This is a genomic window from bacterium (genome assembly GCA_035419245.1).
Classification (GTDB): Bacteria; Zhuqueibacterota; Zhuqueibacteria; order Residuimicrobiales; family Residuimicrobiaceae; genus JAKPUX01.
Window position 1 is genome coordinate 336,577 of the sequence record DAOLSP010000001.1, and the last position, 14,077, is coordinate 350,653.

12 protein-coding genes are annotated in these 14,077 nt (G+C 59.4%); 6 read left to right on the forward strand and 6 right to left on the reverse strand.

Features of this window, described 5'->3' with window-relative positions; genetic code table 11:
- Window positions 1-106: 106 nt before the first annotated feature.
- Genes PLH32_01325 through PLH32_01335 form a run of 3 tightly spaced genes read left to right on the forward strand, consistent with a single transcriptional unit; the run spans window position 107 to window position 3,195 of the window.
- Window positions 107-781 (forward strand): hypothetical protein, encoded by a 675-nt coding sequence (locus tag PLH32_01325; protein ID HQJ63230.1) that lies wholly within the window; start codon window positions 107-109, stop codon window positions 779-781.
- A 55-nt stretch (window positions 782-836) separates the two neighbouring features.
- Window positions 837-1,661: a rhomboid family intramembrane serine protease gene (locus PLH32_01330; GenBank protein ID HQJ63231.1), complete on the forward strand. Its 825-nt coding sequence runs from the start codon at window positions 837-839 to the stop codon at window positions 1,659-1,661.
- Between the two features lie 10 nt (window positions 1,662-1,671).
- Window positions 1,672-3,195: an N-acetylmuramoyl-L-alanine amidase gene (locus PLH32_01335; protein ID HQJ63232.1), complete on the forward strand. Its 1,524-nt coding sequence runs from the start codon at window positions 1,672-1,674 to the stop codon at window positions 3,193-3,195.
- Here PLH32_01335 and PLH32_01340 read toward each other — a convergent pair.
- From PLH32_01340 to hutU, 4 genes are read right to left on the reverse strand one after another with little or no spacing between them, the layout of a single operon-like run.
- Window positions 3,177-4,124: a TIGR01212 family radical SAM protein gene (locus PLH32_01340; protein HQJ63233.1), complete on the reverse strand. Its 948-nt coding sequence runs from the start codon at window positions 4,122-4,124 to the stop codon at window positions 3,177-3,179. The two genes, PLH32_01335 and PLH32_01340, sit on opposite strands and share 19 nt — an antisense overlap.
- Complete coding sequence (gene hutI / locus PLH32_01345) at window positions 4,105-5,325, reverse strand: imidazolonepropionase (GenBank protein ID HQJ63234.1); 1,221 nt, start codon at window positions 5,323-5,325, stop codon at window positions 4,105-4,107. Before hutI ends, PLH32_01340 begins: the two co-directional genes overlap by 20 nt.
- 3 nt (window positions 5,326-5,328) lie before the next feature.
- Window positions 5,329-6,525: a PP2C family protein-serine/threonine phosphatase gene (locus PLH32_01350; GenBank protein ID HQJ63235.1), complete on the reverse strand. Its 1,197-nt coding sequence runs from the start codon at window positions 6,523-6,525 to the stop codon at window positions 5,329-5,331.
- A gap of 15 nt (window positions 6,526-6,540) precedes the next feature.
- On the reverse strand, window positions 6,541-8,202 hold the full coding sequence (hutU, locus tag PLH32_01355) for a urocanate hydratase (GenBank protein ID HQJ63236.1): 1,662 nt from the start codon (window positions 8,200-8,202) through the stop codon (window positions 6,541-6,543).
- A gap of 192 nt (window positions 8,203-8,394) precedes the next feature.
- On the opposite strand from hutU, the gene PLH32_01360 reads away from it, so the two are divergent.
- Both PLH32_01360 and PLH32_01365 read left to right on the forward strand, forming a co-directional pair.
- Window positions 8,395-9,696: an O-acetylhomoserine aminocarboxypropyltransferase/cysteine synthase gene (locus PLH32_01360; protein ID HQJ63237.1), complete on the forward strand. Its 1,302-nt coding sequence runs from the start codon at window positions 8,395-8,397 to the stop codon at window positions 9,694-9,696.
- A complete protein-coding gene (locus tag PLH32_01365) occupies window positions 9,696-10,850 on the forward strand; it encodes a homoserine O-acetyltransferase (GenBank protein ID HQJ63238.1) in 1,155 nt (384 codons plus the stop codon). Before PLH32_01360 ends, PLH32_01365 begins: the two co-directional genes overlap by 1 nt.
- 12 nt (window positions 10,851-10,862) lie before the next feature.
- Here the strand turns inward: PLH32_01365 and bshB1 are convergent, their stop codons facing one another.
- Window positions 10,863-11,600 (reverse strand): bacillithiol biosynthesis deacetylase BshB1, encoded by a 738-nt coding sequence (bshB1, locus tag PLH32_01370; GenBank protein ID HQJ63239.1) that lies wholly within the window; start codon window positions 11,598-11,600, stop codon window positions 10,863-10,865.
- A gap of 23 nt (window positions 11,601-11,623) precedes the next feature.
- Complete coding sequence (bshC, locus tag PLH32_01375; protein HQJ63240.1) at window positions 11,624-13,243, reverse strand: bacillithiol biosynthesis cysteine-adding enzyme BshC; 1,620 nt, start codon at window positions 13,241-13,243, stop codon at window positions 11,624-11,626.
- 179 nt (window positions 13,244-13,422) lie between these two features.
- Here bshC and PLH32_01380 point away from each other — a divergent pair, with 179 nt between their 5' ends.
- Window positions 13,423-14,073, forward strand: coding sequence for an HAD-IA family hydrolase (locus tag PLH32_01380; GenBank protein HQJ63241.1), 651 nt, complete (start codon window positions 13,423-13,425; stop codon window positions 14,071-14,073).
- The last annotated feature ends 4 nt before the right edge of the window (window positions 14,074-14,077 follow it).

Below are 14,077 nucleotides of genomic sequence, written 5' to 3' on the forward strand. Positions count from 1 at the left end.
GCAGGCAACTTTATTGGTTGTTTGATCGTTCAATGAGAAACCCTCTCTCCGGCTGGAGAGGCCCGGATTGTTTCTCGGTTGGTCGGGTTTGACAAGGAGGCAAAAGATGCAAGCCAAAAACCTTTATGCAGGATGGATCGTCGCCCTCGCCCTGCTGACGGCCGTACCCGGCATCGCGCAGCGCCGCAGCCAGGATAGCTACCGTCAGAATATCAAAAGCAAGCTCGGCATTCACGCCGGCTATCTCAATCCCAAGGATCCGGAAGGGGGCATGCTGGCGGGTTGCACCCTGGGCACCTCTGTCGATGAGTCGGTGACCATCGGCCTCGGCATCGATATCTGGCACAAGATTTACCGTGACGAAAAGCCCGTCGCGGAACAATCCCGGCCCGATCGCAACGTCAAAACTTACATCACCGAGCTGGAGATCTCCGATTGGGCTATGCCCGTGACCCTGGAAATCGGCGCCAAGGTGCCGCTCGCGCGCTACACAGGCTACACGGTCCGCGGCAATATCGGCTATACCTTTCTCTGGAGCAAATACAACAATTACCTCAAGGACATCAGCTCAAATCGCCGATTCGGCGGGATTTGCTGGCAGCTCGGCGCCGGCCTTTATTCGGAGATTGGTTCCCGTTCCACCCTGGTCGCGGACCTCTTTTACAACAGCAGCGAAGTGAGCAGTGAAGTGACCAAAAGTGAAGCGGGCTTGCCGATATTCGAGCGGGTGAATCTTTCGGGCCTCGGCCTGCGCATCGGCGTCCTGATCGATCTACAATGATCCGTCAGGCTGCAGAGAGCGCCATCACCTTGTTCGTCACGGATGCCCTGTTCTGATGATCGAGAGAAGAGTATCATTCGGTCTGAACCAGGCGATGACGCCGATGGTTCGCACGCTGCTGATTGTCAATGCGGTAGTCTATCTCGCGCAACTGTTTTTCCGGTATTCGGGCGGGAGTTCGCTCCTGATTGCGGCGGTTGCCCTCCACCGCACTTCGATCTGGCCGGACCTCCAGCTGTGGCAACTCATCACCTATCAGTTTTTACACGGCAGTCTTTGGCATCTGCTCTTCAATCTTTTCACACTGTGGATATTCGGCTGTGACGTGGAGCGGATGCTCGGCAGCAAAAAGTTTGCGGCTTATTATCTGCTCTGTGGGATCGGCGCCGGGGTATGCCATCTCTTCTTCATCGCCGATCCCGTAATTGGCGCTTCCGGAGCGATCTACGGGATACTGGTTGCCTTCGCTCTGTTCTTCCCGGAACGGTCGGTCACCCTGTTGCTCTTTTTCATCCTACCGGTTACCCTGCGGGCGAAGTATCTGGTGGCCCTTTTCATCGGCATTTCGATCTTTTCAGGCATCGAGAGCAGCCTCTTCGGCCTCAACGACGGCGTTGCGCACTTGGCTCACCTTGGCGGGGCCCTCACGGGATTCTTGCTGCTCCGCAGCCTGCCGGCCCTTAGTGCAACCCGGTTCGAATGGCGCAAACGCCGTGAATGGCGGCAGATGGCTGCAAAAAACCGGTCCCGCACCAGGGAAAAAGCCCAACGGGAGGAGATCGATCGCCTCCTCGACCGGATAAATGAAGTTGGCTATGAGTCCCTTACCAGAGAAGAAAAAAAGACACTGCTCAAGCACAGCAAGAAGATCAAGGATTGAACGACCTCGCATGCAGCCCGGGCCTGACCTGACAACCGGATGGCGCCTCCTCCTGTGGATTGGAGCGACCCTTTTCCTCATTCTCACGACCTCCCTCGAGGGCCGGGAGGTGGTGATCAAGGAACGGCAATCCCGAGCCGTGACGAACCGCCTCGCTACCATTCAGGCTGGCCGTTATGAATTTATTCCATTGCGTCCCTTCGCGGAGACCCTGCAGCTTCCGTACGAGGTCGATTCCGCGCGCAAGCAGTTCATCCTGCAAATTCCCCATAACCCCGTCATCGTCCATGCCATCAATCCCTTCATTCGCGTCGGAGCGCAGTGGCGGCAAATGCCCGTTGCTGCCCTGATCATCGATGGCGAATATTATGCCCCGATCGATTACTTCCTCGATCTCATTCGCACCGCCTTGCCCTTCGTTCTCGAGTATGATCCCGCACAGGCCACCATCTGGATCACCAAATCGGCCCGGGGTGTCGCCGCCATCCAGATCGATGATATGGAAAACGGCACCTTGATCCGCATCGGACTCGACCAGCCGATCCAGGAATCGAACCTTTTCATCAGCGAGAGCAATGGCTGGCTTTATGCGGACCTCTACGGCGGTACCATCGCCAGCTTCAAGCCCGCTGCAGCGCGTAAAAACACCCGGACCATCGACCGCATCAGCACGATTCAGCTTTCACGGGATACAGCGCGACTGGGCTTTCGGTTGCTGAAAAAGGTGAAGGAGCGGGAAGTCAAGGTGAGTGCATCGCCGCCGGAGATACAGATCGCCCTGCGCACCCATGCGGAGGTGCCGGCAGCGCTGCTGGATGAACTGGACAAGGAACGGGAAAAGTGGAAGATCGATCTGATCGTTATCGATCCCGGCCATGGCGGCCGGGATCCCGGAGCCTTAGGAGCGGATGGCACCCGGGAAAAGGATTTCACCCTCAAGATCGCTCGGGAGATCCGCAACAAAATCGAGCGCGACCTCAAGATCAAGGTCATCATGACCCGTGACGCCGACAGATTTATCCCTCTCGAAGAACGCGGCAATATCGCCAATCGCGCGGGCGGCAAGCTCTTCATCAGCATCCACGCCGATTCCAATCCCAAGAAAAGCTTGCGGGGTCATACCGTCTACTTTATGGGTCCCGCCAAGACCGAGGAGGCGCGGCGTGTGGCCCAATTTGAAAACTCGGTAATCAAATTCGAGGATGCCAACAGCAAATACGCCAACCTCTCAGAAACCTCTTTCATCCTGGCGGCCAACGCCCAGAACAGCTACAATAAGGAGAGCGAAGAATTTGCCGCCCTCCTCGATCGCGAGCTGAAATCGCGCCAGGCTGCGGACGGATTCGGGGTGCGCCAGGCCGGATTTTACGTCCTGCACGGGACCTCCATGCCCAACGTTCTTCTCGAAACCGCCTTCATCTCCAATAAAGCCGACGAAAAACTGCTGGGGAGCCGGGCCTTTCACCTTGGCATCGCCGACGCCGTCTGCGCAAGCATCAAGACCTTCAAGGAGCGCTACGAAAGCGCCTTCTGATGAAACCGGCATCCCTGCCGGCTACCCCGTTTGACCAGCTCTACATTGACAGCCCGGCGCACCTGATGCTTTTCCAGCGCCCAGCGCGGCGCTATCAACATCCCAGCCGGTGCCTCCGCCGTCATCCGCTGCAAAACCCGATCCTCCGGCATTCGTTCGATGAAATCAACCACCAGCGCGGCGTAGTCTTCCAATGAGAGAGGCTCGACTCGGCCCTCCTGCAGCGCAGCCGCCATGGCTGTCCCTTCGAGGATGAGCAAGGGGTGCAGTTTAATTTCGTGGATCGGTACACGGGCCACGGCTGTCGCTGTCTGCCGCATCATCTCCGCATCCTCCCCGGGCAGACCGAGGATGAGATGGGTACAGATCCGCACCGGCAGGCGCTGCAGGGCACCAACCGCATCTAAATACTCCTGATAGGTATGACCGCGATGAATTATTGACAGCGTGCGGTCATGGATGCTCTGCAATCCCACCTCAACCCAAAGATCAGTACGGGCTGCAAACCCGGCGAGCAGTTCCAGGATTTCCGGCCCGAGGCAGTCGGGGCGGGTTGAAATATCGAGCCCGACCACACCGGGAAAGGCAATGGCCTGCTCAAAGAGCCTGTTCAGCGTTGCTACCGGGGCATGGGTATTGCTTGCGGTCTGAAAATAGACGATGAACTTGTCGATGCCGAATCGCTGCCGCGCCAGGCGGATGCCCGCTTCGATCTGTGCCGCCACCTCGATAGCCTGCCGCGAGGGCATCGGGTTGAAGCTCTCCTGGCGACAAAAGGTGCAGCCGTCATGGCCCCGGGTGCCGTCCCGGTTGGGGCAGGAAAATCCGGCATCCACCGGGATCTTCCACACTTTTCCACCGTAGCGTTCGCGCAGAAACCGCGAAAAGGTGCGGTAGCGTTCCGGCGGCTCAACCAATGACCACCTCACCCTTTTTCACCACCATTCTGACATGATTCTCGCCAAAAAAATAGGGAATGATGCGGTAGTTGGGAGCATCGAGCAGGAGTAAATCGGCTTGCATGCCGGGGAGCAACCGCCCTATCTGCGGCCTGGCGAGCGACCAGGCGGCATTGGCTGTGAGTGCGGTAAGGGCCTCCGCAGTGGTCATCCGCATCTGAGTGCAGGCGATTGCGAAGATAAGTTGTAGATTGAGGCACATGCAGGTGCCGGGATTGAAGTTGGTGGCGATGGCGACAACAGCGCCCTGGTCAATCAACGCCCGTGCGGGCGGATAACCATAGTGCATGAAAAAAGAGACCCCGGGCAGCAGGGTGGCGCAGCATTCCGCCTCCGCCAGCAGGCTGATCTCCTCAGGGCCGATCTGCTCCAGATGATCGACCGAACGCGCGCTCATCTCAAGGGCCAGCTGCACCGCGCCGGCGTTGGTGAACTGCGCAGCGTGCAGCCTGAGCCCCATGCCCGCTTTACGTGCGGCCGTGAAAATAGCCCGCGTCTCTTCGATTCCAAAATAGCCCACCTCGCAAAAGGCGTCACAGAACTCCGCCATCCCTCTCAGCCGTGGCAGCATGGCGAGAAGGCGCTCCGTCTGCTCCTGCAACGAGACGCCCGGGGGAACCGCATGGGCCCCCATAAAAGTCGGCACCACCTCGACTGGCTGGCGCCGGCCGAGTTCGGCGATGACCTCCAGCAGTTTGATCTCATGCTCGAGATCGAGGCCATAACCGCTTTTAATCTCCAAGGTGGTAGTGCCCTGCCGCAATGCAGCGGCCAAATAGCCGAGGCCAATTTCCACAAGTTCTGCGCTGGTCGCTCGGCGCGTCGCCGCTACTGTGCTGATGATCCCGCCGCCCGCCGCGGTGATCTCCTGATAACTCGCCCCGGCAAGCTTCAGGTCGAATTCGTCCTCACGCCGTCCGGCGAAGAGAAGATGGGTATGGCTGTCGACGAATCCGGGAAGGACTGCCCCACCTTCGGCATCGAGCAGAACCGGATCATCCGTTATTTGACGTTCGACCGCCGTGCGTGGTCCGATGGCCCGGATGATCCCCCCCTGGATATGGATCGCTGCATTCCGATGGCATTCCAGCGCACGCATCGCTGCGCCGCGCGCCGGCGCGGCCGTTGCAGAAACAGTCTCCCCGATATTCACGATCAGCAGCGAAGCCATGGTTCAGCGCCTCTTGATGACCACCAGGGTGACGTCATCGTCCCAGGCGGCCGAATGACCAAACTCATAGACGTGCGCAAAGGTCCTATGGAGGAGGGTATTGGCATCGAGATGCTGATTTGCGATGATCCACTCGGTCAGCCGTTCCAGGCCGAACATCTCGCCTTCCGAATTTTGCCGTTCGGTGATGCCATCGCTGTACAGCACCAGCACGCCGCCGGGTTTGAGGTGGGCATAATCACGATGCAGATCGATCTCCGGTAGGAATCCCAGCGTGGTGCCGGTGGCCGCCAATCGCTTCACTGATTGACCATGCACCAGCAAGGGGCCGGGATGTCCGGCGTTGACGAAAAAAAGATGCCCGTCCCCCTCCATCTCGGTCACGAAAAGCGAGACATAATTGGCGGCATAGGTGCTACGCAGGATCACCCGGTTGAGGGTTTTTACCGTATGCACCGTGCGCAGTTCCATCGACAGTCCCATGCGCAGACCGATCACCACATCGCGCATGAGCAGCGCGGCAGGCAGTCCATGACCGCTGACGTCACCGATGGAAACCCCCAGGGTTCCATCCTTCAGTTCAAAATAATCGAAAAGGTCGCCGCCAACCAGTTCCGCGGGCTGACTGAATCCGGAAATGTCATAACCGCTGATCTTCGGGGACTTTTGTGGCAGCAGGCTTTTCTGGATCTCGACCGCCTGCTCCAGCCGCACCCCGATGGCATCTGAGAAAAAGCGGTAATTGAGACTGGTGCGCACGCTGTTGAGGAACAAGTTGATCTCCTCCCGCTCCCATCCCGATTCCAGTTCAAAGATCACCAGCCACTGCCGCTCCGGACTGTGCACCCAGATAGCGGCATGAAAGGGATAGTCCGGCTTGGGTGCACTGAAAAACTGGCTGTTGAGGAAATCGGAATCATAGATATAGCTGCGATTGCGCGAAGCGAGTTGCACGACCTCGGATTCAACCTCAAGTTCCTCGGCATAACTGAACACCCTCGCCCCATCCTGAGGATATTGCAGGACAAAGGTGTCATCCAGCAGCAGATAATAGCGGGCATTGGCAATATGCAGCCGTTGATGAAAGTTCTCCGCCAGTTCCTGCAGAATCGAAGGAAGGAGTTGCTCTCCAGCGGCCACCAAGCGGATCTTGGCGAGCAGGGCATCCAGCTCGCGGTAAAATACCTTAGGATCGGTCATGCCAGGGTCTCTCCGTTAATCCAGCATTGGCATTTTAATATGCATTGATCGCGCCGCCTCGATCGCGAGCTCATATCCGGCATCGGCGTGGCGGACCACTCCCAGGCCGGGATCGGTGGTGAGTACGCGTTCCAGCCGAACAGCGGCTTCGCGCGTGCCGTCGGCGACAATAACCATCCCTGCATGCAGCGAATTGCCGATGCCCACGCCGCCACCATGGTGGACGGAGATCCAGCTTGCGCCGCCGACCGCATTGATAAGCGCGTTCAGGATCGGCCAGTCGGCGATGGCGTCACTGCCGTCGCGCATCCGTTCGGTCTCGCGGTTGGGCGATGCCACCGACCCGGCGTCCAGATGATCGCGACCGATGACGAGAGGCGCCTGGACCTCGCCGGAAGCGACCAGATCATTGAATATCTTCCCCATCCGGGCGCGCTCGCCGTAACCCAGCCAGCAGATACGGGAAGGCAATCCCTGAAACTGCACCTGCTTTTGCGCCCGGGTGATCCAGCGCTGCAATGCGGTGTTTTCAGGGAAAGCCTTGAGCAGCGCGGCGTCCGTGGCATAGATATCCTCTGGCGCGCCGCTCAGCGCCGCCCACCGGAAGGGCCCCTTTCCCAGGCAAAAAAGCGGCCGGATGAACTCCGGAACGAAACCGGGGATGTCGAAGGCCTTGTGCAGGCCATTGGCAAAGGCTTCGCCGCGGATATTATTGCCATAATCGAAGGTCACCGCACCAGCCTTTTGCAGCGCCAGCATCGCCTCGACCTGTCGGACAATGGAAGCCCTCGCCATGGCCTGATAGCGGCCAGGATCGGTACTCCGCAGCGCCAGTGCCTCCGCGAAGGGAAGACCATGCGGGACATAGCCGTTCAGGACATCGTGGGCGGAGGTCTGATCGGTGAGCACATCCGGAACCAGGCCGCGCACCACCAGCTCGGGCAGGACCTCCGCGGCATTGCCCAGCAGACCCACCGAAAGCGGTTCCTGACGGCGGCGCGCTTCCAGGACCCGATCCAAGGCTTCATCAAGGGTCTCACAGAAGACATCCAGATAGCGGGTCTGGAGACGCCGCTCAAGACGATGCCGGTCCACCTCGACGCACAAGCAAGCGGCGCCATTCATAGTCGCCGCCAGCGGCTGAGCGCCGCCCATCCCCCCCAGACCGGCGGTCACCAGCAGCCGGCCTGCCAGCGTTCCGCCAAAATAGCGCTCCGCACAGCTGGCAAAGGTTTCGTAAGTTCCCTGAAGGATCCCCTGCGAGCCGATATAAATCCAGCTCCCCGCCGTCATCTGGCCATACATAGTCAAGCCCAGACCCTCAAGGCGGCGGAATTCATCCCAGGTAGCCCAGCGCGGCACGATCATCCCATTAGAAATCAGCACCCGGGGCGCATTCTCGTGCGTCCGGAAGACAGCCACCGGCTTGCCCGACTGCACCAGCAGGGTTTCATCATGCTCCAGGCTCCGCAGCGCGCGGACCAGGGCATGGTAGCAGTCCCAATTGCGCGCGGCCTTGCCGGTGCCGCCGTAGACGATCAAATCCTGAGGCTGTTCGGCCACATCCGGATCAAGGTTGTTCATCAGCATACGCAAGGCGGCTTCCTGGATCCAGCCCTTGCAGCTTAGTGTCCGGCCCCGGGGCGCGCGGATTTCAGTTTCCATTTCGCTTTGCATCCTTTCTTTCAGAATTGCGCCACGGCGTGGCCGGGCGCGGAAAACCATTATACAAACAACAAAATATCGAATTTTTAACTGGGAAGCAAAATAAATAAAAGCCGCCTTCCCGCCGATTCGCTCTGGTGAATTAGCACATATTGTTGTATATTACGCCATATTCCGGGAATGATAACCAACAAGGCGAAAATGATGAAACAGGTTACCCTCCATTTCGAAACATTAGCCCTTCACGCCGGACAACAGGCGGACCCGCTTACCGGCGCGCAGGCCGTGCCGCTCCATCGCACCAGTGCCTACCTTTTCCGTAATTCGGCCCACGCCGCGGATCTTTTCGCACTCAAGGAGATGGGCAACATCTATACGCGCCTCGGCAATCCCACCCAGGAAGTCCTCGAGCAGCGGATGGCCGCCCTCGAGGGCGGCGCTGCCGCTCTTGCTATCGCCTCCGGCACCTCGGCCATCTTTTATGCCATCATCAATATCTGCCAGGCCGGGGATGAGATCGTCGCGGCCAGAAATCTCTATGGTGGTACCTACACCATGTTCGACACCCTCCTGCCGCAATTCGGCATCCGTTGCCACTTTGTCGATCCGGGGGATCCAGTTCAATTTGCAGCAGCGATCACGGACCGGACGCGGGCCCTCTATGCCGAGACCATCGGCAATCCCGCTCTGGAGGTCATCGACCTGCAAGAGATCGCCGCGGTCGCTCACCGCCACCACCTGCCCTTTATTGTCGACTCGACCTTTACGACCCCCTGGCTGCTGCGCCCGCTCGATCATGGCGCGGATATCGTCTGTCACTCCCTGACCAAATGGCTCGGCGGCCATGGTACCGGCATCGGCGGCATCGTCATCGATAAAGGAACCTTCGACTGGAGCGATCCCCGTTTCACGCTCTTCAACCAGCCGGATCCCGGGTATCATGGTTTGCGCTACGCCCATGATCTGGGCGAGCTCAATCCCCTCGCCTTCATCATGCGGCTGCGCCTGGTGCCCCTGCGCAATCTCGGGGCGTGCATCTCGCCAGACAACGCCTGGATTTTCCTCCAGGGCATCGAGACGCTCCCCTTGCGGATGCAGCGCCATAGCGAAAATGCCCTGGCGGTTGCCGAATATTTGCAGCAACACCCGGCAGTTGCCTGGGTCCGGTATCCCGGGTTGCCCGATCACCCCACCCATGCCACAGCCCGGAAGTATCTGCGCCGGGGCTTCGGCGGCATGGTGGTTTTTGGAATCCGGGGCGGCCTCAAGGCCGGAGCGGCCTTCATCGACCATCTGGGACTCTTCTCTCATGTCGCCAACGTCGGCGATGCCAAAAGTCTGGCGATCCACCCGGCCAGCACAACTCACTCCCAACTCACTACGGCGCAGCAGGTCGCAGGCGGGATCACCCCCGATTTGATCCGCCTCTCCATCGGCCTCGAACATCTCGAGGATCTAAAGGCCGATCTCGACCAGGCCTTGGATGCCGCGGTCCAGAGGTCCTGATGGTGATCCCAGCAGATTCCGTCGGCGTCGTCCAGCGCCAAACCTTCACCTTCGCCGAGCCGCCGCACGAAATGGCGCTGGACAATGGTGGGCGTCTTGGTCCGATCACCCTCGCATATGAATGCTATGGCGCGCTCAATGCCGCGCGCGACAACGCCATTCTCATTCTGCATGCCCTCTCGGGGGATGCACACGTCGCCGGCTGGCACCATCCCGACGACCACCGGCCGGGTTGGTGGGATTTCATGGTTGGGCACGGCCGTCCCTTCGATATCGATCAATACTGCGTCATCTGTTCCAACGTCATCGGGGGGTGCCAGGGATCGACCGGCCCCTCTTCAATCCATCCCGCCACCGGCCGACCCTATGCCCTCGGCTTTCCGGTGGTGACTATCGCCGACATGGTCCGCGCCCAGATACAGTTGATCGACTACCTCGGGATCAAGCGCCTGCTCTGTGTGGTCGGGGGCTCAATGGGAGGCATGCAAGCCTTGCAGTGGAGCATCGCCGCCCCGGAACGTGTGGCTGCCGTCATCCCCATTGCCACTACCTGCCGCCAAAACGCCATGCAGATCGGGTGGAACGAGGTCGGCCGTCAGGCCATTTATGCGGATGCGGACTGGTGCGGCGGCGACTATCAGCGTCATGGGAAAAATCCCGCCAGGGGCCTGGCGACGGCGCGCATGCTCGCCCACATCACCTACCTCAGCGAGGAGTCGATGCAGCGTAAATTCGGTCGCAGGCTGCGCGACAAGGAAGACTACGGCTTCGATTTCGGTATCGACTTCGAAGTCGAGAGTTACCTGCGCCACCAGGGCGAAAGCTTCGTCGCCCGCTTCGACGCCAACTCGTATCTCTACATCACCAAAGCCATTGACTATTTCGACTTGGCACGCGATTACGGCTCACTTGATCAGGCCTTCCAAAATGTCCGTGCGCGCTATCTCATCCTTTCCTTCACCTCGGACTGGCTCTATCCCACCTCGCAATCCCTCGAGCTGCTCCACCTCCTCGAAAAAAACAAAAAAGCCGTAACCTTCAGGGAGTTCAACACCTGGTATGGTCACGACTCTTTTTTGCTTCCCAATCCCGAGATGATGCAAACCATCTCCCGCTTTCTCGCCGAAGTCTATTCCAGCCGGCTGCCGCGGTAACGCATGAACCTCTCACGCCCCGCGCGCGCCAATCAACAGCGAAAAGGGATCCTTCACCCCGAGCGTCTCGCGGATCAGGAATGGCTCACCATACTGCACCCCGATCCGTCCTCCCCAATACTCGGCCCGCGCATAAATCGAGCGGAAATACTCGGGGCTGCTGATATGGGTCCTCTCGTCCGCATCCGCCAGGACGGCGTCCGGATTGAACACCTGCGATTGATAGGCGCGGATCGCCTCCAGACGGCGCTCAAAGGTATCGGAGACATCGACCACAAAAGAGGGATTAAAGTGATAATGCTCACAATAATAAACCAGCCGCTGGGGGCGGAAATGAGGCTGGCCGGTTTCGATCTTTTTCAGGCCCGCCAGAAAGGCCGCTTCGCGCACCAGATTCGAACAGTGGGCATGATCAGGATGGCGCGTCTCCCAATAGGGAGCAAAAAGCAGGGCCGGTCGCCAAGTCCGGATCGACTCGATGACCTTGCGCTTGTTCTCCTCACTCTCGGAGACCCCGCCATCAGGGATGTCGAGCATCCGGTGCATCGCCAAGCCCATGATCTCCGCCGCCGCGGCGAACTCACTGCGGCGAATTTCCGGAGTGCCGCGGGTGCCCATTTCGCCCGCCGTCAGCGAGATCATCCCCAACCGGTATCCCTGCTGCACCAGCTTGATGATGGTCCCGCCCGCCATCAGCTCAACATCGTCGGGATGGGCGCCAAATGCCAATATATCCAAGGCCTTGTTCATTTTCTCCTCGCATTCCATAGCACTCAGATTTCGTACACCTGATGTCCCGGATCGGTGGCCGTTATGGACTGGTAGAGCCGTTCGATCAGACCACGCCCGTGGCGGCAGAGAAAGGGGACGGCATTGAGCTGCCGTTCCTGGAGCTGCCCGCCGGGGAGGAGGGCCTCCGTCAGGGCCTGTAACTGCGCCTGCGCCGAGGTTTGCTTCTCCTCGGCGGCACGCGTCACCTTGTGCTCCAACTGCTGCAGACCATTGAGTATTTGCTGAAGGGTCTTCTCCGCCGGGCTCTGCAAGGTGGCATCAAGGGCGGTGATGTGCTCCAGCAACAAGGGCCAGCTCTTCTGGACGCGATCCCTGAACTGGGTCAACTCGCTGGCCAACGCCGAAGGCAACAGGCGCTCGCGCGCCACCGCAAGAGTCGCTTCGGGTTCCGCCAGAAATGCGGCCGGATCGATCACAAAACGTTCCAACGCCCGCCGGCTTTTTCCTTCAACAAGGGTAAATCCCGCCCGCGGCACCACCAGGGGCATGGGCAAGCCAAAGCCGGCATAAACCTCCTTGAGTTGTGCCCAATAGGCGATCTCGCCTGGACCGCCCACATAGGCAAGCGTGGGCAGCAGGTAATCCTCGAACACCGGCCGCAAGGCCGCTTTGGGGCTGAGTTGCTCGGGACTACCGATCAATTCGTCAAAGGTCAGGATCTCCCCCCGGTTGAGATTCCGCCATCCCCCCTCGACCCGTTCCAGTCCATGACGGCCATCGCGGAGCAGCATGATGCTCGGACGCTGTGGCTGCACCGGGAGTTGCTGATGATACCCCAGGGCCTGCAGCCGGGCGTTGGCGTTTTGCATCCCCATGGCGGTGAGATCGCCTTCCAGTTCAGCCCGAAATACGGGAGATCCCAGTCGTTTGAGTTCCGGATCGGCAGGATCCAGGAAAATCATCCCCTGATCTTGCAGTAACCAGGCATACCAGCGGAGGAAGGCGCGGCCGAACATGTCTCCTGGCTGGTAACAGGCTGCCAGTCTACCGGAGATCTCGGCCTTGAACTCGCCGCCGGACTGGGTGCCGATCAGCTCCGCAATAAGCGCTGCGATCCCCTCTTCGAGCACAATCTGACCGACCGGAATGCGTTCCCCCGGAAGTGCCGGGGCATAGAGAACCTTTCGAAAGTGGTGGTCCTTGTCCAGATAGCCGGCGCTCTGAACTTCGACGAAATCATGATCTTCGGAGACCACATAGAAGACCGGCACGACCTTCCGGTTCAGCTCCCTGGACCAGTGATGCGCCAGCTTGCAGGCGGTCAGCGCTTTGTAAAGGGTATAGAGGGGTCCACCGAAAAGCCCGGCCTGCTGGCCAGTGACGATGGCCAAGGCATCCGGAGATTCAAGGGCCCGGAGGGCGGCCAGAGTCGGGTCGCTGCCGCCGAGATCCTGGTTCTGCCGGCGTAAAACCTCGACGACTTGCCGCCGGTCCGCATGTTCCGCTGCAAGCACCACGGCGGCACGCTGTGTCCAGGCTTCCGGGCTGCTGTAATCACCGGCAAAAAAATCCAGCAAACGCGGGGAATGGATCAGATAATCGACAGCCAACCGGCTCAAGCCGGGCAGGCGATCCGGCGGCAACGGGACCACGGAATTCACGCTTTGGCTTCCTTAATACGACGCGGCTTGACATCCGGAGTAATTTAGCAAATTGCCCGGCAAAAGCAAATTCAAATTACGGTCCCCCTCGAGGCTCCAACATTAATCCGTTGCACTTCTGGAATAGGCTTCGTAAATTTTATTTTTATAATCCGCTCACCCTCTTTAAGGAATTCAACGTGCAGGCGATCCTCTTCGATCTCGATGGCACCCTGGTCGATACCGCTCCGGATGTGCACCGCGCCATCAATTATGCCCGGGGACAGCTGGGTCTGCCCCCCCTGCCCCTGGAAGAGGCCCTCAAGGCGATCGGCCCCGGAGCTGACCGCTTTGCCGCCACAGTCCTGGGCGAAAAACAGGCCCACCTGCTCGAACCCTACCTCGAGATCTTCCGCCCCTATTACCTCAGGATTTGCGCGGAACGCAGCCGTCCCTTTCCCGGCATTGTGGCTCTGCTGGAATCCCTCAGGGCGTATCGTCTGGCAGTCGTGACCAACAAACGGCTCGTGCAAAGCCGGGCGCTGCTTAGAGCCATCGATCTCGACAAATACTTTAAATTACTGGTTGGACCGGAGCTGGTCCATCATATCAAGCCTGCCCCGGATATGATTTTGCATGCCTTGGACCACTTTGGCATCGACCCGGATCAGGCGCTCATGGTGGGGGATACTGACAACGATCTCCTCGCTGCCCAGGCTGCCGGTGTCGCCTGCTGCGGCGTCGGCTGGGGCTATGCAGACTCGGATTTTCTCAAGTCCCTGCGTCCGGACCACTTCATCGAAACGCCGGAGGAACTTCTGCCGGTCCTGGCAGCCTATAATCATAATTAACCGG